The 25,255-nt window shown below is 53.5% G+C and carries 17 protein-coding genes, 1 tRNA gene and 1 other annotated feature; of the genes, 6 read left to right on the forward strand and 12 right to left on the reverse strand.

Annotated elements, in window-relative coordinates:
* The first annotated feature begins 91 nt into the window (after positions 1-91).
* A complete protein-coding gene (gene rpsT, locus EHV15_RS30335; protein WP_128634541.1) occupies positions 92-367 on the forward strand; it encodes a 30S ribosomal protein S20 in 276 nt (91 codons plus the stop codon).
* Between the two features lie 759 nt (positions 368-1,126).
* On the opposite strand, the gene holA is transcribed toward rpsT, so the two are convergent.
* The 6 genes from holA to EHV15_RS37675 form a co-directional block, all read right to left on the reverse strand.
* Positions 1,127-2,146, reverse strand: a complete 1,020-nt coding sequence (gene holA / locus EHV15_RS30340) for a DNA polymerase III subunit delta (protein WP_128634542.1) — start codon at positions 2,144-2,146, stop codon at positions 1,127-1,129.
* 311 nt (positions 2,147-2,457) lie between these two features.
* Positions 2,458-3,747, reverse strand: coding sequence for an anti-sigma factor family protein (locus EHV15_RS30345; RefSeq protein WP_128634543.1), 1,290 nt, complete (start codon positions 3,745-3,747; stop codon positions 2,458-2,460).
* Complete coding sequence (locus EHV15_RS30350; protein WP_128634544.1) at positions 3,744-4,292, reverse strand: RNA polymerase sigma factor; 549 nt, start codon at positions 4,290-4,292, stop codon at positions 3,744-3,746. Before EHV15_RS30350 ends, EHV15_RS30345 begins: the two co-directional genes overlap by 4 nt.
* Before the next feature lie 203 nt (positions 4,293-4,495).
* Positions 4,496-7,378, reverse strand: coding sequence for a ComEC/Rec2 family competence protein (locus EHV15_RS30355; RefSeq protein WP_246061826.1), 2,883 nt, complete (start codon positions 7,376-7,378; stop codon positions 4,496-4,498).
* 678 nt (positions 7,379-8,056) lie between these two features.
* On the reverse strand, positions 8,057-8,575 hold the full coding sequence (locus tag EHV15_RS30360; RefSeq protein ID WP_128634545.1) for a deoxycytidylate deaminase: 519 nt from the start codon (positions 8,573-8,575) through the stop codon (positions 8,057-8,059).
* 19 nt (positions 8,576-8,594) lie between these two features.
* Positions 8,595-9,332, reverse strand: coding sequence for a ComEA family DNA-binding protein (locus EHV15_RS37675; RefSeq protein WP_246061827.1), 738 nt, complete (start codon positions 9,330-9,332; stop codon positions 8,595-8,597).
* A 220-nt stretch (positions 9,333-9,552) separates the two neighbouring features.
* Here EHV15_RS37675 and comER point away from each other — a divergent pair, with 220 nt between their 5' ends.
* Positions 9,553-10,503, forward strand: coding sequence for a late competence protein ComER (gene comER / locus EHV15_RS30370; RefSeq protein WP_128634546.1), 951 nt, complete (start codon positions 9,553-9,555; stop codon positions 10,501-10,503).
* A gap of 51 nt (positions 10,504-10,554) precedes the next feature.
* Here the strand turns inward: comER and leuS are convergent, their stop codons facing one another.
* From leuS to EHV15_RS30390, 4 genes are all read right to left on the reverse strand, one after another.
* Entirely contained in the window at positions 10,555-12,996 is a 2,442-nt protein-coding gene (gene leuS / locus EHV15_RS30375; protein ID WP_128634547.1) for a leucine--tRNA ligase, read from the reverse strand.
* 120 nt (positions 12,997-13,116) lie between these two features.
* Positions 13,117-13,375: a binding site (T-box leader), on the reverse strand.
* A 121-nt stretch (positions 13,376-13,496) separates the two neighbouring features.
* A complete protein-coding gene (locus tag EHV15_RS30380) occupies positions 13,497-15,764 on the reverse strand; it encodes a glycoside hydrolase family 3 C-terminal domain-containing protein (RefSeq protein WP_128635619.1) in 2,268 nt (755 codons plus the stop codon).
* The gene (locus tag EHV15_RS30385; RefSeq protein ID WP_128634548.1) at positions 15,764-17,449 is read right to left on the reverse strand and encodes a glycoside hydrolase family 13 protein; all 1,686 of its coding nucleotides are present in this window, start codon (positions 17,447-17,449) and stop codon (positions 15,764-15,766) included. The genes EHV15_RS30380 and EHV15_RS30385 overlap by 1 nt, the downstream gene beginning before the upstream one ends.
* Positions 17,450-17,561: 112 nt before the next feature.
* Positions 17,562-18,875 carry an ABC transporter substrate-binding protein gene (locus EHV15_RS30390; protein ID WP_128634549.1) on the reverse strand — a complete coding sequence of 438 codons (1,314 nt, stop codon included), beginning with the start codon at positions 18,873-18,875 and terminating at the stop codon, positions 17,562-17,564.
* Between the two features lie 320 nt (positions 18,876-19,195).
* Between EHV15_RS30390 and EHV15_RS30395 the strand changes: the two genes are divergently transcribed.
* The 3 genes from EHV15_RS30395 (at position 19,196) to EHV15_RS36725 (ending at position 21,088) form a co-directional block, all read left to right on the forward strand.
* Positions 19,196-19,269 (forward strand) — tRNA-Pro (locus EHV15_RS30395).
* Positions 19,270-19,590: 321 nt separating this feature from the next.
* The gene (adhP, locus tag EHV15_RS30400; protein ID WP_128634550.1) at positions 19,591-20,616 is read left to right on the forward strand and encodes an alcohol dehydrogenase AdhP; all 1,026 of its coding nucleotides are present in this window, start codon (positions 19,591-19,593) and stop codon (positions 20,614-20,616) included.
* A 358-nt stretch (positions 20,617-20,974) separates the two neighbouring features.
* Positions 20,975-21,088 (forward strand): putative holin-like toxin, encoded by a 114-nt coding sequence (locus tag EHV15_RS36725; protein WP_178075992.1) that lies wholly within the window; start codon positions 20,975-20,977, stop codon positions 21,086-21,088.
* A 268-nt stretch (positions 21,089-21,356) separates the two neighbouring features.
* Here EHV15_RS36725 and cls read toward each other — a convergent pair whose 3' ends face one another.
* On the reverse strand, positions 21,357-22,772 hold the full coding sequence (gene cls, locus EHV15_RS30405; RefSeq protein WP_178075993.1) for a cardiolipin synthase: 1,416 nt from the start codon (positions 22,770-22,772) through the stop codon (positions 21,357-21,359).
* A gap of 135 nt (positions 22,773-22,907) precedes the next feature.
* Between cls and EHV15_RS30410 the strand changes: the two genes are divergently transcribed.
* Positions 22,908-23,522 (forward strand): class I SAM-dependent methyltransferase, encoded by a 615-nt coding sequence (locus EHV15_RS30410; protein ID WP_128634552.1) that lies wholly within the window; start codon positions 22,908-22,910, stop codon positions 23,520-23,522.
* Between the two features lie 76 nt (positions 23,523-23,598).
* On the opposite strand, the gene EHV15_RS30415 is transcribed toward EHV15_RS30410, so the two are convergent.
* Positions 23,599-25,239: a 2-hydroxyglutaryl-CoA dehydratase gene (locus tag EHV15_RS30415; protein ID WP_128634553.1), complete on the reverse strand. Its 1,641-nt coding sequence runs from the start codon at positions 25,237-25,239 to the stop codon at positions 23,599-23,601.
* Between the last annotated feature and the right edge of the window lie 16 nt (positions 25,240-25,255).

Here is a 25,255-nt window from a genome sequence, read left to right on the forward strand (position 1 = left end):
TGAATTTATTGCTTTTTACGGGGCTGCGTGATAAAATGTTTTAAGTTGTGAATCATCTGGGATGATATATGCTTTACAGGAGGTGAATGCAATGCCTAACATTAAATCCGCAATCAAACGTGTGAAAACAAACGAAAAGCGCCGCGCGCTCAACGCTTCGCAAAAATCCGCCCTGCGTACGGCCGTGAAAGCTGCCGACAGCGCTCTGGCGACTAACGAAGTCGAAGCAGCCAAAACTGCTTTAGCCGCTGCTACCAAAAAATTGGACAAAGCCGTAACGAAAGGCCTGATCCACAAAAACGCAGCAGCCCGCAAGAAATCCCGCTTGGCTAAAAAATTGAACGCCCTTACGTCCCAACAAGCGTAAGCGCCGTTATTTATAAGAGCATTTAACAACTAAGCGCAAAAAAACCTGAACGATTTTCGTTCAGGTTTTTTTTGGTTCCTTTCCTTTCGGGCCCTCCCTTTTCGGGGGTTCGGGTTGTTCTTGCTGCCGGCGCCCCGCTTGGAGGCTAACGGACCTGGACGCCCTTATTGGCCTGAAAAGGCGCCGTTTTCATTTCTAAGGGACTAGTAGAATGATCCGGAAATAATATGGCTTATCTGCGGACAGGGGCCATGGATCGCTTTGTTCTATATTAGTCTCGTGCTCAGTATCGTCCGTCCCCATAAAATAGCGGAACTTTAGGGTCTTATTTTCCGAATGTGAGCCTATTCATCACGATAGGGGAACTTTTGGGTCTTATTTTTCAATGAACAGGTCGAAAGGCGGCCTTTCGCCACTAAATCGTGAACATAGCGCCATAAAATTCCCCTATTTCACGCTACATGGGGGGGATCACTGAAATAGCGCCCTTTTTTTCCTTTAAGTTGTCACCCGAGATTTTCAATAGGCTAATTTTTCCGTTTTCTCAAGTCTTCACTTGCATCATGCTAACGTTATTTCCAAAATCGTCTACTAGAGAGCCGCTATTAGCTCGAAAAAGGCCGGATTCGTGCATTTTAGTACATTTTGAAACCGTTGATTTCATCGAAATAGCGGCGCTGGAGTCCGTTAGGATTCGCCTTACACGTTATTTCCGGATCGTTCTGCCAGCTCCGGCCGGAAGCGGCGTGTACGTGCAGGTCATGCCCCCAATTTAAGCAAAAACAGCTCCAAACCAAGCACTTTGTCAACGCCGCCGCTTTTCATCCGGTAATCCAGTTCGGCGAGATCGGAGATGATTTCCCGCAGCCGCCCGGCTTCGAACTTCCGCGCCTGCTCGCCGGCCAGCTTGACGACGTAAGGGTGCAGGCCGAGCTGCGAGGCGATTTGCTGCTGCGAGTAGCTTTGCCGGCCCAGATCCTTCACCTGCATCATAATCCGGAACTGGCGGGCGATCAGCGCCGCGATCTTGATCGGTTCTTCACGCTGCTTAAGCAGCTCGTAGAAAATGCCAAGCGCCTTCTCCAGCCGCAGCGCGGCGATATGCTCGACCATCACAAACACGTTCTGCTCCGTGCTGCGGGCGACAAGCTGCTCAACGGCGGCCGTGTCGATCGTGCCCCCGGCTCCGGCGTACAGGCACAGCTTGTCCGCCTCCGCCACCAGCGCGGCCATGTGCACGCCGCCGGCCGCGATCAGCGCCTCCGCGGCTTCCTTGCCGATCCGGCAGCCGCGCTTCTCCACCTCGTGAACGACCCACTGCACGAGTTCGGCCCCGCCCAGCGGCATAAACGACAAGGCCGTTCCGGAAGCCTTCATCGCCTTCACGATCTTTTTACGTTCGTCCAGCTTCTCAGCGTATACGACAAACACGATCACGCTATGCTCCGCCGGATTGCTGATATACGCCTGCAGCGCCTCCAGCTTGTGCTCGATTTTGCCGCCCTCTTTGCCCGCCGTAAACAACCCGGCGTCGCGGACGACGATCAGCTTGCGCTCGACGAGAAAAGGCAGCGTCTCGGCCTCCTCCACCACCGCTTCAATCGGCGTCTCCGCCAGATCGAACACCGCCATGGCGAAGTCCTTCTGGTCCCGGTCGACCAGCTTGTCCTGCAGCAGCCCGACAAACTCCTGCATTTGATATTTCTCCGTGCCATAGCATAAATATAACGGGGAGATGCGCCCCTGTTTGATATCCTTTACCGCTGTTTTTGCGTCCAATTCGGCCTCTCCTTCCGCAAACGCATTGCCTATTCCTTATGATACTTCGAAATCGGCCAATAGTCCAAGTCCGGCGCCAAAAGCAAACAGAGAGACCTCTGCCTCGCGGCGAAAGGTCCCTCTGTCCCAGAACATCTATATAAACGCGGGCAGAAAAGCTCTAGAAACTTTCCCGCCTGCGGTCATACGACGATCAGGGTTCCAATCCTTTGTCTCTATATTTATAACCTATTCCATATCTCCCAAAAAGGTGACTGCCTTAATGCACTTGCCCCGCCCAATTTTGTGAGTTTCTTTGTCTGATTGAGCGCTTACGGCTGATCAGTTGAGCTGCCATTTGTGGAGGCTCCATTTGTAGAGGCTCCGTTCGTAGAAGCTCCGTTCGTGGAGGTAGCGTCCGTGGAAGCCCCGTTCGCGGAAGTATCCGCCTTGGATGCCGCCTCGACCGAATGGCTTGTCACGGTTCCATCTTTTGCAGTCTCATAGGTAAAAGTTTTGCTGTCCTGCGACCATTCGCCCTGAACCCATTCTCCACCCAGCGTATGATCGGAAACAAGCGTTTTTTTCTGATCGGACTCTTTTTTGTAAATATACAGATGTCCGTCCTTCACCTCAGCCTCGTAAGCTCCGTCCGGAGAAGCCCAGGTAGTCGGGGCTTTAGGCGTGGCGGCAAACCCCATCATCGATTGATTCGGATCCGCTTCATTGACGATACCCTGCTGCACAACCCCCGGTTGCAGGGTCTTTCCGGCATCACCGTTCGCAGCACCGGAGGTTCCGGGCCGGTCGCCCGACGCTTCGGTATTATCCGCCCCGTTCTGAGCCGGTCCTCCTCCGCCATTGCTTGCCAGAGCGCCGGTCGCGTCAGCCAGCGCTTCTTCCTCCGGGGTTTCCTTCCCCTTGGCAGGATCGCCGGAATCCGGAGCGTCCGCTGTCCCTTTCTCGGGATGACTCCCGGTTTCGCCACTGTTTGCGGAGGACTTATGTTCTTCTTCAGGCGGAGCCGTCTGCGCCGGATCGCTTGACCCGCTTTGACCGCCGGCCGAGCCCGCATCTGCCCCATCCTTGCTTATGAACAGCCGGGCGATATCCTCCGGTTCGTCCGCCGCCCCCGCATCGTCCGCGCTTTGCGATTGATCGCTTGCGCTCTTCAAGGCGATTTCGGCGCTGGGAACCGTTCGCGGCTCATACTGATAAATAAACACGCCCAAAATCAACGCCGCCGCCACGCTAAGCGACCCGTACCGATAAATGCGGGCGCGGCGCGAAGCTGGGCCTTGCTCGCGTTCCTGCTTGCCGCTGCGGCTCAGCGCAGGGGAGCTTTCGGTCATCATCGGCAGGGCGTCCATTTCGGATACGCTGCCTTCCCGGCGGGCCTGATCGATCGCGTCCAATTGCGGAAGAATCGCATCAACCAGGCTGTAATTCGGGACGACCTTCGGCAGATCCTCGAGCTGCGCGGACAGCTTGTTCAGCCATTCAAACTGCTCGGCGCAATCCTGGCAATGATGAATATGTTCAAACAAAAGAGAAGTTTCCTCTTCGTTCAAATCCCGATCGAGATAACGATTCATCCATTCCACCGCCTCCTGGCAATTCATCCTGATACACCACCTTTCTGATAATCTCGAAGTAAATGCTGCAGCTGCTGCCTGGCCCTAAACAGATAGGATTTAACGGTGTTCAGGGGCAGGTTCAGACTATCGGCAATTTCGTTATAGGAAAAGTCCTGCAAATATCTCAGTACAACCACCGACCTGTGATGCTCCGGGAGCTGCTCGATCGCGGTGCGGATATCCTCGGCCAAATAGCCGGACATCACCTCCCGCTCAACGCTGTCGTTGCCCTGAAACACCATTTCATGCTCTTCGATCGAAACCGTCGGTTTGTTCCTTCGAAATTTGTCAATGCAGATGTTCGTCACGATTCGCTGCACCCAAGTTTTAAATTGAGCTTTCTCCTCATATGAATCAATTTTGGTATAAATGCGGATCAGCGCCTCTTGAGCGGCGTCGTGCGCATCCTGCTCGTTATTTAATATATAATAGGCTGTCCGGTACACATGCTGTTCAATCTCTCGCAATAGGGTGATTAGAGCGTCGCGATCGCCCTCTTGAGCGGCTCTGATGAGACCTTGCTCCACCACAAAGGCTCCCCCTTCCTTGCAACTACTCAGACGCTAGCGTCCGACAAAATGTTGCAATGTTGTTACTATTTTAGAAAAATATTTATTTGGAATAAAAAAGTCCGTGAACCCTGCATATCCCATTAATCTCACCTAAGAATACCAAAAAAAACAGGACCCGTCATCCATGCTTCCACGCGGCCTGACGAAATCCCGGAGAATCATTATTGCGCAAGCTTATAACGAATCTGAATCCGGCCTTCCCGCACCTTCAGCTGCACTCCGCCCATCCGGTCGGTGCGGAAAATGCGGGTGCCCTGCGCTTCAAGCCGCTCCATGACCGTCGGATGCGGATGCCCGTAACTGTTGGACGCGCCGGCAGAGATCAGGACGGCCTCCGGCCGCCAGTACGCCAGCCACTCGGCCGAGGTCGACGTTTTGCTGCCGTGATGAGCCACCTTCATCACCTCAACGGGCTGTCCGTCTTCCGTCCCGACCATCTCCAGCACTTCCTGCTCCGCCGCTTCGTCCATATCGCCGGTGAATAAAAACCGGGCTCCGTTCATCTGCAGCAGGAACACAATTGACCGGTGATTTTGGTTCTCTTCGAACGGAATCGCTTCTGCTTTAGCGGCTACGGCTTGAGGATATAAAATGTCAAGCTTCGTTTCGGCGTCCGGCTTTAAAGTCATGCCGCGAGCCGCCGAATAGACCGGGATGTCCCGGGACAGAGCGGTTTCCATCAACTTCTTCATGGTGGCGGATTCGGCCAGGCTTCCGTTAATTACCAGCGCTTCCACTGAAAATTCCTCGATCACAGCCTGCAATCCGCCGATGTGATCCTGATCGCCATGGGTTAAAATGATGGCGTCCAGGCGGTGGACGCCCCGTTTTTTTAGCAGCGGAACGACCGTCTTCGCTCCGACTTCAAACGGTTCCCTCCTGTTCCTCCAGCTATCGGATGCTTTGCGGAACGAAACGGTGCCGCCGCCGTCCACGAGAATGTGAACGCCTGACGGCGCCGTAATGAGCGCGCAATCCCCTTGTCCCACATCGATAAATTCGATGTGTCCGACGCCCTTGGCATATGCCGGCCGGTACCCGGTTACGATCAGCAGCGCAAGGCTACCCGTTATTGCAATGCGTAAAACTCCCCTGCGCCGTATGGCGGCCCATCGCCATACCTTTAAGGCAAATGACGTAACGGATTCCCCCTTGAGCCTGCCCCAGCCGCCGGCATTCCACCGGTGCTGATCCCAGCCGCCCCCCTGTTGGCTGCGACCATGCCGGTTTAGCCGTATCTCTGTGCTCGAGGAAGTCAATCCAGCCGGAACTGGCGAAAGCGGCACCGTTTCATCATCCATGACTCCGGCTCCGGCCGCCGATAAATTCTGCTTTTCCCGCCGTGAGCTCCAATAAAAAAGCAAAAACACGGCCAGGTAATATCCGGCGATCCACAGTAAGGAAGGGGATTTCCAGTAGGTCATGAAGCCGCTTCGTTCACCGAGCCAGCCTGTGGCCCAAAACGTCGCCGAGTTCACCAGCCGTACCGGAACAGCCGCCCAGACACCAAGCCGGTATGCGAAAAAGCTGAGCAGAAGCGCCGCCATCCCCAAAGGCAGCGCCAGCGCACCGATGACGGGGACAATCAGCAAATTTGCCGCCAGCGACAGCAGGGAAAACTGGTTAAAATAGTAGATCGTTAAAAGAAACGAAACGATTTCCGCGGCCAGCGTAATGGCTACGGTCCCCCGGATTTTGGGCGCAAGCCAGCCGAAATAAGGTGAGATCAGCGGGACAAAAACGATCAGCCCGGCGGTGACCGCAAACGAAAGCTGGAAGCTGACGTTCAGCAAAAAATAGGGGTCCCAAAGCAGCATCATAAGCGCCGCGGCCGACAGCACATTGATGCTGTCCTTGAGCTTCCCCCGCCTCAGCAAATAGATGCCGAGCATCGTCATGATCCCGGAGCGGATCACGGACGGCGAAAATCCGGTGATCAGCACATAGGCTGGGACAAAAAACAACACGACGATCAGCGCAGTCTCCCGGCTGACCCGGCATAAACGCAGCAGCCAAAAAACGATCCCCACATTGATCGCCACATGACTGCCCGAAATCGCCAAAATATGCGTCATGCCAAGCTGGGTGAACTCCGCGTATTTCTCCGGTTCCAGCTCATCCTGAAGCCCGATCAGCAAGCCCTTCATGTAACCGGCCTGCCAGCCCGGAAACAAGCGTTCGATCCGCGCGCCCAAATAAGCGCGAAAGGCGTCGATCTCCCCGAACAGTGCGGCAGCACTCCATTTGCCGGGGAGCACGTTTAACGCGGATGCACCGGACACCTTGACCAGCCAATGGATGCGCTGGTTATGCAAATAGCGGCGGTAGTCGAAGCCCTCAAAGTTGCGGGCCGGCTCCGGCCGCTCAAGAGTGCCTTCCAAAGCAATGTGCTGCCCACGCCGCCAGGAGGCGGCCGTACTCAGCTCCTCCTCCGCCTCCAAACGCAGCTGTACCGCCACCTTCTCACCGCCAGGGATGTCCCCTTCCTCCAGCGCTTCCTTCAAGGCGCCTTCGCCGGAACGGGCGATCCGGAGGAGCCGCAGCGTAAAGTCGGCCCGGTCGCCATCGATGTCCACCGGCGAAACGATCGTGCCTTCCATCCGCACGGCGAGCTCGTCAAGGAGGTCCTGATCGGCGGACAGGTCGGTTAGTCCGTCAGATGTCTCCCGTTCGCCGGACAACTCGGCGGTTAATCCGTCAGACTCCCGTTCGCCGGACAGCTCGGCGGTTAATCCGTCAGACTTCCGTTCGCCGGACAGCTCGGCGGTTAGGCCGACAACCGACTCTTTCCCACCGGTCAAAGCATGTTCAATCTGGCTCGTATTTCTGGCTTCGTTGTACTGCCAGTAGGCCGCTCCTAAAGAAAATGCCAGCCACAGCACCGCCAGCCTTCGCCAAGGCCAACGTCCCATCACCAACAGCGCCGGACAAACCAGCGTAATTCCGGCCCACAGCAGCCAAAACCGGCCGCCGCCGAGCAGTATGGTCAAACCGCTGCCGGCTATCCAGCAGCAAACAATAGCGGTTAAAGGTCTGCGGAACATTCTAAGTCCTCCTTCCTTTCAGATGGCGGCCACTGACTTAAATCTTCGCCATCGTTTAAGAGCTCCCGCCTCCAACAAGCCCCCTTCCCGGCCTGCGGTCAGGCTCTGATCTATACTCCGATACAGGGAATAAAAGAGTTTTTAAGAAAAACGCCTGTCGGCGTCCTTTAGTGGCTCTGACTTCTACTTTGGTTGCTCTAACGGACACCAGCGACCTTATCCGCCCATTTCCCGGGTATTTCCCAGCCTAACGGACACAGGCGACCCTATTTCGCTCTAAACCCGTTCATCCAGGCCGATTTGAGGTAAATAAGGTCTTCTGTGTCCGTTACATTTTGCAAACCCCCGTTTTTTGAAAATAACGGCTCTGGTGTCCCTTAGCCCCCTGATTCCTCTTCTCCTCCCCTCTCTACCTGCGCATCGCCCTCATCCACCCCGAAAAGTTATAAATTCTATAATGTTAAGAAAAAAAGCACCCCACCCGCCCTTGGGCGGATGAGGTGCTTCCTGCATCCATGTAAATCGCTGGGTATATCCTTATAAATCGTCGCGTATATCCTTAAATCGTTGCGTATTTCCTTATAAATCATCGTATATATCCAATCATCACGTCTATCCTTATAAATCACGCGCATATATCCGTACAAATCATAGTATATTTGTTCGGCCTGCTGCCGGTTATTCCTCCACACCGGCAACCGTTTCCGGCGGCGGCTGGTACGATTCCAAACGGCGGAATCGGATGCCTTTTTGCTTCATCATGGCCGTCACCTTGCCGGAATCTTTGGGATAAGGCCGGTGAAACACGATTTCCGTAATGCCGCTGTTGGCCAGCATGTTGGCGCAGGTCCAGCAAGGCTCGTCCGTAACGTAGACGCTGGAACCTTCCCGGTCGATGCGGTCGGTGAACAACAGCAGGTTTTGCTCGGCGTGAATCGTGCGTACGCAGCGTTGCTTTTTCACCATTTTTTCTTCTCCGTTTTCGATGACGACTTCGTATTCCTCCGCGATCATGCAGCCGGCTTCCGAGCAATCGGGAACGCCCGAAGGAGCTCCGTTATAGGCCGTCCCGAGCAGCTTTTTGCCCTGGACGAGAACGGCTCCGACATGCCGGCGGCTGCAGCGCGACCGCGTTGACACCATATATGCGATATCCATGAAATACGTATCCCAATCTTTGCGTTGATCCGGATTCATCCCTTTGGCTCTCCTGTTCTTACAGTCTGATATATGGCTTCATTTTTCCCAGCATTTTGTCCCCGATCCCTTTCACCTTCGTCAAATCGCTTAAGGAAGCGAAGGGGCCGTGCGCGGTGCGGTAGTCGATGATGGCCTGCGCTTTTTTCTCGCCGATGCCGGGAATGTCCTGGAGCTCGGTAAGCCCCGCCTGATTGATGCTGATCAGGCTGGTGTCCACCTGCTGCTGCGGTGCAGCGGATGAAGCCGGGCTGCCGGCCGTAGAAGCGGCGGCTGTTCCGGCTGCCTGTTCGCCCATATTCGGCGGGTTACCGGCAGTGGCATTGCCTGTTGCCGGATTGCCGTCAGCCGGGTTGCCGGCAGTCAGTTCGCCTGCCTGTTCGGAGGCCGCACCGGCGGCCGAACCCGATGCTGAACTCGCTGCCGGGCCCGACGCCGCAGCGGTATTTGCCGCCGTCCCGCCCGCAGCCGTTCCATCCGTGCCGCCACCTGCTGCACCCCCGCCGGCTGTTCCCGTGCCTTGCGCCGCTCCGCTCTGATCCGCCTTGCCGGCGTCCCCTGCCTTGGCAGCGCTGCTTGCCGCCCCGCCCTCAGCTCCGGCAGACGCCTCCTCGGCCTGCAGCGCCGAAGCCACCTCGGCGTTTAACGGAACCCAGCCTTCAATCCCGGCCGGTTTGCTTCCGCCCACCGCAAGCAGCATCAGGCCGGCGCCAATAACGGCGGATACGACCGCTGTCAGCACATACTCTTTTCTCATGCCGTGCCACCCCAATCTTAAAAGAATCTGCCCGGTAAGGTCATGAAGATCCAATCAAGATGCATACATATTTATACAGGTGAAGTAGAAACGATTGGTCCGCCGGCAATAACCGGGGGCAAATGGCCGTTCGTTTCTAACGTGAAAATTGAGTTCGCTGTGAAGCTATGATCCATGATGGCAACGAAAAGTGCGTCACGCACGGAAAGGGGAACCCCGGATGAAAGTCGCCTTCATCGGAACCGGATCCATGGGAAGCTTGCTGATTGAAGCTTTCTCGCGTTCCGGTGCGCTGCTCCCGCATCACATCTGTGCCAGCAACCGTTCTCCCCTCAAAACAAAACGGCTGGCCCAACGTTATCCCGGACTAAAAATATACGGAAGCAACGCGGAAGCCGCACGGGACAGCAAAATCATTTTCCTGTGCATCAAACCCCTGGATTACCCCGAGGTTATCGCGGAAATCAGGGATGTGCTCGATGACAAACAGATCGTCGTATCGATTACGAGTCCGGTGCAAATCGAAACTTTGGAACAGGCCCTCCCGGCCAAAATCGCCAAAATCATTCCCAGCATTACGCACTCCGTGCATAGCGGAGCTTCGCTCTGCATGTACGGAAAGCGGATCCGGCCCGAGGACCGTCTCCTGCTGGAGCAGCTGATGTCTTCCGTCAGCACGCCGTTTACGCTAAAAGAAACCGAAACCCGCATCGCTTCCGACATCTCCAGCTGCGGCCCCGCTTTCATCGCCTACATGCTGCAGCTGTGGGCGGAAGCCGCCGGAGAGCAGACCGGCCTAACGCGGGCGAATGCGATCACGCTCGGCTCCGAAATGCTGCTCGGAACGGGCAAGCTATTGACTGAAGGCGGATTAACCACGGAGGAGCTTATCGAGCGCGTCGCCGTCCCCGGCGGCGTTACCGCCGAGGGGCTGGCCGCGCTGGAAGCCGGTCTTCGCGGCGTGTTCGCCGAGCTGATCGAAGCGACGCACCGCAAGTATGATGAAGACCTCGGCAAACTGCACGCGCTGTTTAATCCGTCATCACCTGGCGGCGAAACGGCAGCCGATGACGAAGGAGAAGAGACTTCTTCATCCCCGCAACAGGCGGCCGGCAGCCCCCTATCCAAGGCGGATCCGCCGGAAGGTTCGGGGGCCGCTACCCTGCCTTAAGCCGGGTGGCTCGTAATCGGTCGCCGTCAAAGCAGCAACAGCCGCAGTCTTTTAGCCGACGACAATGTTGACCAATTTGCCCGGAACTGCGATCACTTTACGGATCGTCTTGCCAGCAACAGCCTGCTGCACGTTCGGCAGGCTTAAGCTGTGTTCCTGCATGCCCTCCTGGTCCAGGTCTTTGGAAATTTTCGTACGGTCCACGATTTTGCCGTTCACCTGCACGACGATTTCCACTTCCGCTTCGACCGTCCAAGCCTCGTCATGGGAAGGCCATGGCTGGTACGTGATCGTTTCGGTATGCCCAAGACGCTCCCACAGCTCTTCCGCCAAATGAGGCGCCAGCGGGGACAGCAGCTGCGCGAAGTTTTCGGCCGCGGCTTTCGGTACGGTATCCGTTTTATAAGCATCGTTTACGAAAATCATCAGTTGGCTGATCGCCGTATTAAAGCGCAGGTTATCCAAATCCTCGGTTACTTTTTTGATCGTTTTGTGCCAGGTGCGTTTGAAGTCGTCGCTGCCGCCGTCCGCGGTGATTTTCGGATTCAGGCTGCCGTCTTCGGCGACGAAGAGGCGCCACACCCGCGACAGAAAGCGGTGAATGCCTTCCACGCCGTTCATGTTCCACGGTTTGGTCGCTTCCAGCGGACCCATGAACATCTCGTACACGCGAAGCGTATCCGCGCCGTACTCGCCCACGATTTCGTCCGGATTGATGACGTTGCCGCGGGATTTACTCATTTTCTCGTTGTTGGTGCCCAGAATCATCCCTTGGTTCACGAGCTTGTGGAACGGCTCCTTCGTGGTCACCACGCCGAGATCGTACAGCACCTTGTGCCAAAAGCGGGCGTACAGCAGGTGAAGCACGGCATGCTCGGCGCCGCCGATGTACAGGTCGACCGGCATCCACTCCTGCTGCTTCTCTTTGGAGCACAGCTCCTTGTCGTTATGCGGATCGATGTACCGCAGATAATACCAGCAGCTTCCCGCCCACTGCGGCATCGTGTTCGTCTCGCGGCGCGCCGGCAGGCCGGTCTCCGGATCGGTCGTATTGACCCATTCCGTGACGTTCGCGAGCGGCGATTCCCCGGTGCCCGACGGCTTGATGGCGTCGACGTCCGGCAATACCAGCGGCAGTTGATCTTCCGGCACCGGCTTCATCGTTCCGTCCGCGAGATGGAGGATCGGGATCGGCTCGCCCCAATAACGCTGACGGCTGAACAGCCAGTCGCGCAGGCGGTACGTAACTTTGCCGTGCCCTTTGCCGCTTTCCTCAAGCCAGGAAATCATTTTCTTGATCGCTTCCGCGTTGCCCAGTCCGTTCAGGAAACCGGAATTGACGTGCGGACCGTCGCCCGCGTACGCTTCTTTCGCCAAGTCTCCGCCTTCGACCACTTCAATGATCGGCAGATCGAATTGTTTGGCGAACTCATAGTCTCGCTCGTCATGCCCCGGCACGGCCATGATGGCCCCGGTGCCGTAGCCGGCGAGCACGTAATCGGCGATCCAGATCGGCAGCTTGGCGCCGTTCACCGGATTGACCGCGTAGGCACCGGTGAATACGCCGGTTTTTTCCTTCGCCAGATCGGTCCGCTCCAGGTCGCTTTTGCGCGCGGCTTGGTCTTGATAGGCCTGCACAGCTTCGCGTTCGGCTTCCGTCGTGATCGTTTTGACCAGTTCATGCTCCGGTGCAAGCACCGCGTAGCTGGCCCCGAACAAGGTGTCCGGGCGCGTCGTGAACACAGTCAGCGCCGCGTCATGGCCATCGATCGCAAAAACGACTTCGGCCCCCTCGGATTTGCCGATCCAGTTCCGCTGCATATCCTTGATGCTTTCCGACCAGTCGAGCTCTTCCAGGTCTTCCAGCAGCCGTTCCGCATATTCGGTGATTTTCAGCACCCACTGGCGCATCGGCTTGCGGATGACCGGATGGCCGCCGCGTTCGCTTTTGCCGTCGATCACCTCTTCGTTCGCCAGCACCGTGCCCAGCGCAGGGCACCAGTTGACCGGCACCTCGGCCACGTAAGCGAGACCTTTCTTATAAAGCTGGATAAAAATCCACTGCGTCCATTTGTAATACTCCGGATCGGTCGTGCTGATCTCGCGGTCCCAGTCGTAGGAGAAGCCCAGCGATTTGATTTGGCGCCGGAAATTGTTGATGTTCTTGACCGTAATGTCGCGGGGATGCTCGCCCGTATCGAGCGCGTGCTGCTCGGCCGGCAGGCCGAAAGCGTCCCAGCCCATCGGGTGGAGTACGTTGTAGCCGCGCATCCGTTTATATCGGGAGACGATATCCGTCGCCGTATAACCTTCCGGGTGGCCTACATGAAGGCCCGCTCCCGAAGGATAAGGGAACATGTCGAGCGCGTAAAACTTCGGTTTGCCAGCCTCTTCCCGTGTTTTGAACGTGTGATGCTCATCCCAGTAAGCCTGCCATTTCGGTTCGATGTCCCGAGCCCGGTAAACGGCATGAGGCGTGTTATTATCCGCCATAATCGAAAATCCTCCTTGAACAACTAACATTTTAGTGAGGGTTCAAAAAGTCAGGTTTTGAAAAGATGGCTTTTTGAACTGCCTTTAAACCAAAAAACTCCCGCCCCGTAGCGTATCATCGCTAGGGACGGGAGGAAATTCCCGTGGTACCACCCTAGTTAGCGTAGGACATGCTTTGTCCTCGGCTCACTTTGGACCCTTAACGCGGGCGAAACGGCGATGTTCATGCGGCCGGCAAGGAAGCTGTCAGCGTATCCGCCGATACCGCAATTGCACCGCACTCCGAGGCGAGTTCATTCCGCAGCCAACCGGCTTGCACCTTCCGCCGGCTCTCTGAATGGTCTGTCCGAAAATACTGATTCCTCATCACTGCTTTGCAATATCCAGCTTTAAAATTGATTATAGATTATTATATCCAATCCGTCTCCCCAAAGTCAACGGCAGTCTTCGGCTAAACCAGGGCACAGGAACGAATGGCCCCGCCGCCGGATTACGCCGGATCAACTCTTGTTTACCCGGCTCAGCAAAGCTTCCATGTCTTTTTCCCGAAGGCCGCCCTTGCTTAGCGTGACAAGCGCGCGCAGCGGCAGGAAATGAAGATCGGCCGCGGCGATATCAGCCGGTTTGTCCTCCGGAAATATCCCGCTATTCAGCTTGAATTGCTCGATAAGCGCCAGTGTCAGCTGGTCCGGATCGGCTTTCGTCAACAGATCGCCCAAAGTCGAGTTGCGTGTAAACGAAGGTCTTATCTTGGCGGCACTCTCCACATAAACCGCTTCGGCCGCGGCGATATCCCGGGACGAACGTCCGATCATAATATCGAAGAAGCCGCTCTCCACATGCCAGTCGCCCAGCTCCACATCGTAATAGGCAAACGCTCTTTTGTTCAGCTCAAAAATTACCGTCTTCTCTTCACCGGGCTGAAGCTCGACCTTTTCGAAGCCTTTAAGCTCCTTCGGCGGACGGGCCACGGACGTTTCCCGGTCGCTTACGTACAACTGCACGATTTCCTTGCCCGGCACCTCTCCGGCGTTTTTGATCCGCACGCTGACCGTCAATGTCTCATTTCCCCGGATTCTGGAGCTGCTGAGCGTCAAACCGGAGTATTCAAACCGGGTATAGCTCAGGCCGTGTCCGAACGGAAACAGCGGTTCGAGCGCTTTAGCGTCATAGTAGCGGTAACCGACGAACACCCCTTCCTTGTATTCGGCGCGGTCCTTTTCCCCCGGGAAAAACAGGTAGGAAGGGTTATGCTCAAGCGCCGCCGGAAAAGTTTCGGCCAGCTTGCCGCTCGGATTGACATCGCCGAACAGCAGGTCGGCCACCGCCCCTCCGGCCGCCTGACCGCCCAAATAAGCCTCCAGCACGGCCCGGGTTTGGCCGATCCAGGGCATTTCCACCGGTGAGCCGTTGCTCAACACCACGACCAGATTGCTTTGGACTTTGGCCACCTCTTCGATCAGGCGAATATGATTGTCCGGCAAACGCAGATGGCTGCGGTCATATCCTTCCGTTTCGTACCGATCCGGCAAGCCGGCAAAAATAACGGCAACTTCTGCCTTGGCGGCGGCTTCCGCGGCTTCCGCCAGCAAAGCGGCATCCACCTCGTCATCGTCCGGATGGTATCCCTGTGCATAAACGACCTGTGCCATATCTTTTACTTTGCGTCTGATTTCGTCATAAGCGATATCCAGCCTGGTCGGCACGATGTGCGAACTGCCGCCGCCTTGAAATCTCGGCCGCTGCGCGAAGCCGCCGATGACGGCGATGCTCGCTTCCTTGGAGAGCGGCAGGGTTCCTTGCTCGTTTCTGAGCAGCACCATGCTTTCGGCGGCCACTTTTCTGGCCAGGTCATGATGCCCGGCGGCATCAAACGAAGCTTGCTTCCGTTTTGCCGCATGGCCCTTAAAGGCCAGTTCCAGCAGCACTTTGACCGCTCTGTCCAGCTGCTCTTCAGGGAGTTCCCCGCTTTGCACGGCTTGAACGATTTTGACGTCGCCTTCTCCGAGATTATACGGCATTTCCAGATCGAGCCCGGCCAGCAGGCCGGCTACCCGCTCGTTTACCGCGCCCCAGTCGGAGATCACAGCGCCCTCATATCCCCATTCCTTCCGCAAAATATCGGTCAGAAGCCGCTTGTTCTCGGCGCAGTATTCTCCGTTCACCCGGTTGTAGGCAGTCATCACCGTCCACGGGCGGGCCTTTTTCACCGCACCTTCAAAGCTGGCCAGATAAATTTCCCGCAGCGTCCGGTCATCGGCAACGGCGTCCACCGTCATCTTGCGGTACTCCTGGTTATTCAGCGCAAAATGCTTGAGCGAGGTTCCGACCCCCTGACTCTGTACCCCTTCGATATGACTGGCCGCCATCTCCGAGGACAAATAAGGGTCTTCCGAGAAATATTCGAAGTTTCTCCCGCAAAGCGGACTGCGCTTAATGTTGGCGCCCGGCCCGAGCAATACCGATACGCCCTCGGCCTGGCATTCCTTGCCGAGCGCTTCCCCCATTTGCCGGATCAAGGTCCGGTTCCAGGTGCAGGCCAGCCCGGCGGCGGAAGGAAAACAGGTGGCCGGCAGGCTCTGTCCCGCGGCCAAATAATCCGCATTATCCGCTTCCTTGCGCAGGCCATGGGGCCCGTCCGCCATCCGGATCGAGGGAATCCCCAGCCGGTCTATTTCCTTCAAGCGCCAAAAATCCTGGCCCGAGCAAAGGCTTGCTTTTTCCTCCAACGTCAATTGCGTGAGAATCCGTTCTATCGACTGCTCCATCATTTCCTCCGCCATCTGAAAACCACCGCCTCATACGGTCTTAATGCATTTTCGTCCCGGTTTTCGTAATTGGACAGGACCCGTTCGCCGTCCAGCGGAATTTCCTCGAGCTGCTGCAGGGAGACGGACTGCCCGGTAAAATTGCACAAAACGATCCAACGTTCGCCGTTATAGGTGCGCTGGTAGGCCCCGACCTCCTTGGATTCCTTGCAAAGGTCGTCATAGTATCCGTAAACCAAACTCCGGTGCTCCCGCCGCAGCGCAATGAGACGGCGATAGAACTGCAGCACCGAATCCTCGTTTTTCATATTCTCCTCGACATTGATCTCTCTATAATTGGGATTCAATTTGATCCAAGGCGTTCCGGAGGTAAAGCCGGCTTCCCGCTCGCCGTTCCACTGCATCGGGGTCCGCCCGTGATCGCGGCTCCGTTTGCCGAGGTAGTCCAAAATCTCCTCCGCCGGCCGCCCTTTGGCTGTCTCATCCCGGAACAGGTTGAGGCTGCCGATGTCGCGGTATCCATGAATGTCGTCAAAAGGACAGTTGGTCATGCCGATCTCTTGCCCTTGATAAATGAACGGCGTTCCCCGCATCAAAAAATAAAACGCCGCAAGCATTTTGGCGGACAAGGCGCGATATGTCCCATCGTTGCCGAATTTGGATACCGAGCGGACATGGTCGTGGTTTTCCAGGAACAATCCCATCCAGCCATGGCGGTTGGATTCCTGCTGCCATAACGACAGGGCATCCTTGAATTTTTTCATGTCCCAATCGATGAACTCCGCTTTGCCGCCAGGTTTGATGTCCAAATCCACATGATTAAATTGGAACAGCATCGTAAACACGCCGTCCGTCTCATCCACAAAATCGCCGATTTGTTCAAGCGGTACTCCCGGAGCTTCGGCGACCGTAATCGCCCCTCTTGGCTCCAGAGCTTCCTGCTTCATCTCGCGCAGAAAATCGAGGATGCCCTCCTGATTCAAGCTGACTTTTTCAATGGGGGCAAAATTCCGCCCGGGTTCGGCTTCAAGCTGGGGAAATTGGGGATTTTTCTTAATGTATGTAATCGCGTCGACGCGGAACCCGGCAATCCCTTTATCCATCCACCAGTCGATCATCGCGTAGAGTTCCCGTCTCACTTCGGGATTCTCCCAATTTAAATCCGGCTGTTTGGGAGAGAAGCAGTGCAGAAAATATTCGCCGCTTTGCTCGTCATACTCCCAGGCCGATCCGCCAAATCCGCATTCCCAGTTGGTCGGCTCCTTGCCGTCCTTACCCGGCCGCCAAATATACCAATCCCGCTTGGGACTGTCCTTTGCGGAACGCGATTCGATAAACCAGGCATGCTCGTCCGACGTATGGTTGGCGACCAGGTCCATCACCAGCCGAATGCCCCGCTTCCCGGCTTCCGCAATCAGCTCGTCCATATCTTCCATCGTTCCGTATTCGTCCAAAATCCCGTGATAATCACGGATATCGTATCCGTTATCGTCGTTTGGCGAATCGTATACCGGGGAAAGCCACAGCAAATCGATGCCAAGGTATTGCAGATAATCGAGGCGTTCGATAATGCCCCGCAAATCCCCGATCCCATCGCCGTTCGAGTCTTGGAAGCTGCGCGGGTAAATCTGGTACGCGATGCTTTCCTTCCACCACTGTTGTCTCTGTTCTTTCCGATCGTTCATGGTAGCCCTCCCACTCTATTTCCAGCTCTCTTTATAACAAGCGGGGGATAAGCCAAACGGCTTATCCCTCGGATCATTTTTTCTAGTCAGAAAAAAATATGAAAACGTTACCTTATTTGGTCTTTTTCCAGTATTCCTCAAATTCCTTGGCAACGCCCGCGCGATCGATGTTGCCGGTCAAATATTTCTGCAGCGTTGCTCCCATGGTCGGATAACCGTCCGGCGGGAAATACAGATTCATCCATTCCAGCGTTTGCTGCTTGTCCATGTAAAACAATAGCGACTGCGACAAGCTGTCTTCCGGAATAATTTTAAAGTTGTTGAACGCAGGGATGGCGCTGAATTGATTGACATAGTAATCCTGGCCTTCCTCGCTGCTGACCATCCAGTTCAAGAAGTCTTTGGCGGCAGCCTGTTCTTCCGGGGTGGACTGTTCTTTGTCGATACTCCAATACAACGAGACGCTGGCCGAAATTTGGCTGTTGCCGTAATCATCGGCGTTGTTGCTTACAGGGACCGGCAGGAAACCGTATTCTCCATCCGGATCCGCTTCTTTAAGCTGCGGGTAAGCCCAGTTGCCCATAAACCACAACGCCGCTTCCCCATCGGCCAACTGCAACGGCGCTTCATCGTATTGCGCGGAAAGCGGAGCATCCTTGGCCTTGTTGTACTGTTTCATCAAATCGAAGGTATCCATCCAGCCGTTAAACACCGCGTTGTTGGCAAGATCAACGTTCCCGCTCTTCATATCCGCAAGGAATTTGTGGCGCGCTTCGCGGTCCGACGACTGATCAGTAAACAGAATGTTGGAAAAATGAGCCCCTAACGACCAATCGAGCGGAGTTACGGTAATCGGTGTAATGCCGGCCGCCTCGATTTTTTCAAAGAGTGCTTTCAAGTCATTAATGGTTTTAACGCTTGACGGATCGAAGCTGCCGCCCGTCACTTTATCCAAAACAGCCTTATTGTAAATAAAGCCGAAGGCTTCCACGGACATGGGCATACCCAGAACCTTGTCATCGTATGTAGCGTAATCCAGCGTGCCCGGCGAGGCGTTCTTGACCCACTCCTGATCGGACAAATCAAGCAGCTTGTCCTGCATCAGCTCCAACTCTTGCCCGATGCTCATTACGGTAGGAGCGTTGTTCGACGCATACAGCGTGGTCATTCTTTCATAACCGTTCGCCCCCGACAGAGGTATAATGGATACCTTTACTTTGTCCTGGGATTTGTTGTAATCGCTTACCATCGATTCAAACGGCTTGGCGATTTCTTCCTTGCCGACCAAAACGGTAATATCAACCGTCTTGCCTGACGCCCCATTCTCCGTTGCACCTGCATTGCTGCTTTTGCCCCCGCCTCCGCAAGCTGACAACACTGTCATAATTAATGCCAAGGCGATGGAAAGTGACATCCATTTCTTCATTTTGTTTCCCCCAGTCTTCGTTTTTTGGAATGAATAAAATGTGTGAGCTCAATCTTTATTATAAATGTATCCGTTTTTATGTCAAACGTTTTCACAAAAAAATATTGGCGGTAAATACAGATTTAAAAACAGTAAAAAAGGCCGTAACCCGCGAAAATATAGTAACGTTAACACATTTACGGTGTACGGGGTCCATAAAAAAATAATGCGTAAAGCCAATAAAAATATAATGAATAAACCGATCGTGAAAAAAATTTTTAAACTCTCTTTACAAATTATAATAAAACGAGTAAAATTACATATTGTTATGACTCCACTAACGAGACGTGGCTCAGCTTGGTAGAGCGCTTGCTTCGGGAGCAAGAGGTCGCAGGTTCAAATCCTGTCGTCTCGATTGAAAAAACCCTTGTGTATCAAGGGTTTTTATTTTTATTTATGAAAATCCCCTGCTAATTTGATCGCCATCTAATATGATGCCGAATTGGTTCCTTTTATCACACTAAATCACCTTATGCCCCCTTTAACCATCGTTCGAACACTTCCTTATCAATGAGTCCCTGACCATACTGCATTTGTTTTTTTAGAATAGACTCTTAAACGAAGGGACCACAACATGCTCAAGGTATATTTCCAAAGCGGAATTCGAATGATATCGGGTAGTCTCTGTATGAAGCAGTGATTCCAACGATATCAGCCAAAGGAGATTTCTATGATCATGAAAGCAGCAGTTGTCACGAAGGATCAAAACGTCCGCATCGAGGACAAGCAGCTTCGTCCCCTAAAGCACGGCGAGGCTTTGGTCCAAATGGAATATTGCGGGGTATGCCACACCGATTTGCATGTTAAAAACGCGGACTTCGGCGACGTAACGGGCCGGGTGCTGGGACACGAAGGCATCGGTAAAGTCATTGAACTGGGCGAAGGGGTCACGAGCCTGCGCGTTGGGGACCGGGTCAGCATCGCATGGCTATTCGAGAGCTGCGGACGCTGCGAATATTGCCTGACGGGCCGGGAAACGCTGTGCCGCGAGGTCAAAAATGCGGGATATACCGTAGACGGCGCGATGGCGGAGCAATGCATCGTCAGGGCGGATTACGCGGTCAAAGTGCCGGAGCAGCTCGACCCGGCCGCCGCGACCAGCGTCACGTGCGCCGGGGTGACGACCTACAAGGCGGTTAAGGTCAGCGGCATCCAACCCGGACAGTGGATCGGCATCTTCGGCATCGGCGGCTTGGGCAATCTCGCTGTACAATACGCGAAGCACGTGTTCAACGCCAAAGTAGTGGCTTTCGATATCAGCGACGAGAAGCTGGAGCTGGCGCTGAGTGTCGGTGCGGATTATGCCGTGAACAGCCTGAAGGGAAATCCTGCCGACAAAGCCAAGGAGCTGACCAACGGAACCGGCCTAGACGCCACTGTCGTTACCGCCGTGGCCAAGAAGCCGTTCAACCAGGCGATTGACGTGGTCAAGGCGGGCGCGCGAGTCGTAGCCGTAGGCCTTCCGACGGACAAGATGGACCTGGACATTCCGCGTCTCGTCCTGGACGGCATTCAGGTCATCGGTTCCCTGGTCGGAACCCGCGAGGACCTGAAGGAGGCTTTCCGCTTCGCTGCAGAAGGAAAAGTCGTACCGATCGTCAGCAAGCGTCCGATCGAGGACATCAACCATATCTTTGAGGAGATGGAGGAAGGCAAAATCCAGGGCCGCATGGTCATTGATTTCACCACTTCTTCCCGATAGAATCCAAAAAGCGGTCAACGTTAAAACTGTTTTAAATTACATGACTACTCCGTTACGGATTATTAAATCTCCAAGGAGTGGTCTTTTTGTGGCTTAAATTTGCCATTCGTCAAGTATAAAAATTATTTCTGCAAAAGCAATGAGTAAGTATGCCTGAAATAATACCCAAAGCAATTTGGATACCGTATCCATTATCTAAGATAAACGATTCTAAACTCATGTTTTCTCTCCTTATATATCAAGAAAAAAGAAGCAGCATTTCTGCTACTTCCGTACTACAAAACATGTTATAATTAGACAAGCAATAGAAAGGCTTGCAAGGGCGGTCGGCGCATCTTCCGGAAGGGAGGTGAAGCCTGTGGAGATTAGAGACGCTTTGACGATCATGATCAGTTTTGGTGCGCTTATCATTGCGCTACTGACGCTGGTTGTTGCCATCGTCGTAGCGATTAATCAAAGCACAAAGAAATAGACCGCCCTCGGGAAAGGTTTCGGTCTAATTCTAAATCAATCCAAATCAAGCTACCGCCCTTAAAAGCGGCTATTGCTCGGGGAGTCCGTGTCACAGCACGGCTCCTTAGTACTTTCATTGTAACATCGAGTTCTGGATGTATCAAGATATCGATACATTATGTTCGTAAACTGATATTTTTCATCTACATCTTCATACATACCACTTACCGCTTTTCTTGGCTTGAATGAGGAACTGCAATAATATCTTGCGAAAGCTGCTAATAACCTTAAAACAAAGGCGAAAATAGACGAGCGAATGCTTCTTTGTACTTTTGGAGCTGCGGACGTTTTTCATATTGGGATAATTCAATTTCCTTGCTTGCACTTAGATCCCTACAGAAATCACGAACTAACTGGTTAACGGTCTTCCCGTCATAAAAGATCGCATTCAATTCGAATTGTCCACAAAAGCTGCGATTATCCATATTGGCTGATCCGGAGCACGCCAGATCATCGGCAATGACCACTTTCGAATGAATGAACCCTTTCTCATATAAAAAAAAGCGTGCCCCGGTTTGCAGCAATTCCTGGATATAGGACAAAGAAGCCAAGTAAACGACTTTTGAATCTGGAACAGCAGGCAATATGACCTTAACGTCAACTCCACTGATAGCAGCTGTTTTCAATGCCAAGATGACCCCGGGCTCCAGCACGAAATAGGGCGATTCAATATAAATCCTTCTCTTAGCGGAAACGAAGCAGGAGAAAAAGAGGTTGAGTATCGGTTTATCCGGACCGCTTTTTACGATTTGAACCCATTCTTTCCCCTTACTTTCTTGAAGCGGATAGTATTCTGGGTCGGCCAGTAATATACCTTTCACGAAATACCAATCGGTCAGAAACGTATATTGAATCCACCAAACCGCATTACCTTCGATACGGAAATGAGTGTCCCTCCAGTAGCCGATTTTCGGATCTTTCCCTAAATATTCATCCCCTATGTTTAAACCGCCAAAATACCCGATTCTGCCGTCCACGACGACAATTTTCCGATGGTTTCGATAATTGAGACTTCTAGTAAAAAAAGAGATTAACGGAGGTGAAAAGCATCCAGTTTCTACACCGGCCTCGTGTAATCGATTCACAAAAGACTTTCTCAACTTATGAGAGCCGATCCCATCATACATCAGCTTTACTTTAACTCCTTCTTTGGCCTTTTGGATCAACAATTGTTGAAAGCGAAAGCCGAGCTCATCGTCACGGATAATATAAAATTCGATATGAATATGGTGCCTGGCCAAGGAGATGGCCTGCAGCATATCTTCAAAGGCTTCTTCCCCTGCCGCGTACACAGTCGTTTCATTGCCGACGGCAACAGGGAAGGATGCCGCGTGTTCCAGTATCGAATGTATCCTGTCATTAGGCAAAGCTGCAGGGTTTACTCCCCCTTCGATCCGCTGACGTTCGCAACGCTCTGATAAATGTTCTCTAACTTGCTCCAGCCTGATGTGATCTGCCGGATTTATTGGGCGTTTGAGGATATATTCTTTTCCTATAAAAAAATAAAGCAAATAACCGAACAACGGAAATAAGAACAAGATGACAACCCAGGTGACCGCTTTATATGGGCGCGAATATTCAAAAATTACCACTGCGGCAATTTGGAAAACCAATAATAAAAGAGCTAAAATAATCCAAATCAATGATTTAGTCTCACCTCCAAAGTAAAGGGTATCACAAGTCCTTATGTATTATTCATTTTGCATAATTCAACTTTATTAGGACATAATTTTGTTGGAAATCCCGAAAAACCCCAACAGGAGGATGAGATCAACTCCATGTATCTGGCTCCGCGATTGTACCACTCTGTTGTTCGCCCGCGATGGTTTACCGAAAGATATATTCACGACCATATAAAAAGCCATTTCGCTATGGATAATAAAATGGTTCTTGATTTTGGCTGCGGCACCGGGGCAAATTGCTGCATGAGTCCTGTCGATAAGTATTATGGCATCGATGTCAATTCGAAGAGAATCGAATTTGCTAAGCGGTTGTTTCCGAACTATACATTTATGGCATTCGACGGGAAACGTATCCAAATACCGGATCAAACGGTTGATCTCATATTGATTGTTGCAGTTCTTCATCATATACCAAACGAGCTTATCAGCCACTATTTACATGAGTTCCGTAGGGTTTTGAAGCCTGAAGGGAATGTGGCTGTCATTGAACCTTATTTATGTCAGAAAAGCAAATTCAATAATTGGTTTATGACCCGATTTGACGACGGAAATTATATCCGAAATGAGGACGATTACCTTCGGTTATTTATAAATCAGCAGTATGACTGTCGGGTGTTGAAAAAATTCAGAAAGTGTTTTCTATATAACGAGGTCTTTTTTACTGCCAAGCCTAAAGGAAATTCTTCAACAAACTACAAACAATTTCAATAATAAAGAAGCAGTAGCCATGTTGTCTTTACAAGCATGGCTACTGCTCTTTCTTCTGGAAAAATTCGCGATCCAATCCTTATATCCTCTGAACGTTCTGCTGGTTTCTTCGGAGTTCAATCCCCGCTGTGAATCTCGCCAAGCCGTATACCCCATTCGCTGCCGTACAAGCGACGACGTGTCGGTTTGCCCGCAGCGGATCGGCGAATTTTGAAAAGTACTTCTTATGCTGGAGCCCGTCGGCCGTCAGCTTTTTTTGCTCCAAGGCCGCTTCGAATTCCCTCTGGGCCACCTGCTTCGCTTTAAACAGCATCATCTGTATGCGGCTGTATACATTGATCGCTCCGTCCCCCGTCGTTTCGATCGGCAGAAAGATCGCGTCGGGGTATCTTTCGGTGATCAGCGATTGCACCCCGTCGGAAACGCCTGAAGAAGGCATGCAGCCGAAAGGCTTGACCGAAATGGTCATGTTTACTTTCCGCTTCACAACGTTCAAAATCAGCTTGCCGACCTCCATATGCCCCTCTCCGCCGCGCACCTGGTTATTGTAGTGTTCATGGGCGGCGCGGGCGATCTCCTCCATGTCGGGAAGGTGGTAGCCCCGAAGGCCGATCGATTTAGCATAGGTTTGAAACAGGACGCGAACGGCGCGATCCGCGAGCCATAACATGCGCAGCCGCGAGTGCGGCTTTTTCCCTTTCAGGCCATGCTTCCCGCCGTCGGCTTCGCGCAGGGAGATTCGTTTGAGCGTATCGTAGCGCGCAGCCCAGATGAGGAATAAAATCCAGGCTGTCATCGACTGTACCTCCACCTCAGCCCCCTCGCTTTCCAAAAAGCGCTGCAGTTGATAGTTCCCGTCACCCTCGGTCGTCATCGCCCAAAACTCGCCGATAATGCTCACCTTCGGCTTGACCCGGGTACGGTCCACGCGCACGGCACGCAGTTCTTTGCGGCAGCGGAGCAAAGCCGGAACCAGCCGTTTCCGCTCGCTTAAGGCTTCATACAATAGCCGTTTGCAGCGTTCCAACGCGGCGTCCGTCGCGCCTTCTTCTACCTCATAGGGACGAATCCGGTAAGCCAGCGCATTCAGAATGTCTCCCAGCAAAATGGCTTTCAGAAAACCGATAAAAAACGAGACATCCAGCTTCAGCGCCGATTCGCCGCCGGTCGCCTGCTTCAGGCCGTCCGTCTGTTGGAACAACAGCACGCGAAAACCGTCGAACCCCGCGTCCCGCAAGGCCTTCCGGTACTCCGTCACATAGGTGCCGAAGCGGCAAGGACCGCAGGATCCGCTGCTCACGAACAAGTAATTGCCAACGATCTCTTCCTTGGATTTGCCTTCCACATCGCGAAGGTAGCATAGGTACTTAATCAAATTGCCAACCGTGAAATACGTCGGGTTGCATTGCCCGCGGTTGCCGAATTCCTTGCCGTAGCGCAGCGACTCGTTGTCCGGACATTCCATATGCCTTATCCGGTACCCGAGCCCTTTCAACGCCCCCTCCGTCAAATAATCCTGGGCCATTGTCAGCCCTCCGAACAGAATCGTCGTGGCGGCTTTGTCTTTGGCCAAAAACTGGCGCGGTACGGGGTCAAACCAATGCTGTTTAGCCTCTTGATCCAGGCCCAGCAATTTTTCCTGCTCTTTTTGATACTCCGCCAGAATGTCCTCGATAGAGGACGGTGCGGAGGGTTTAATTTTTCTTTTGGCAACAGCCATGGTCGAACCACTCCTT

Source organism: Paenibacillus oralis (genome assembly GCF_003863965.1).
Taxonomy (GTDB): domain Bacteria; phylum Bacillota; class Bacilli; order Paenibacillales; family Paenibacillaceae; genus Fontibacillus; species Fontibacillus oralis.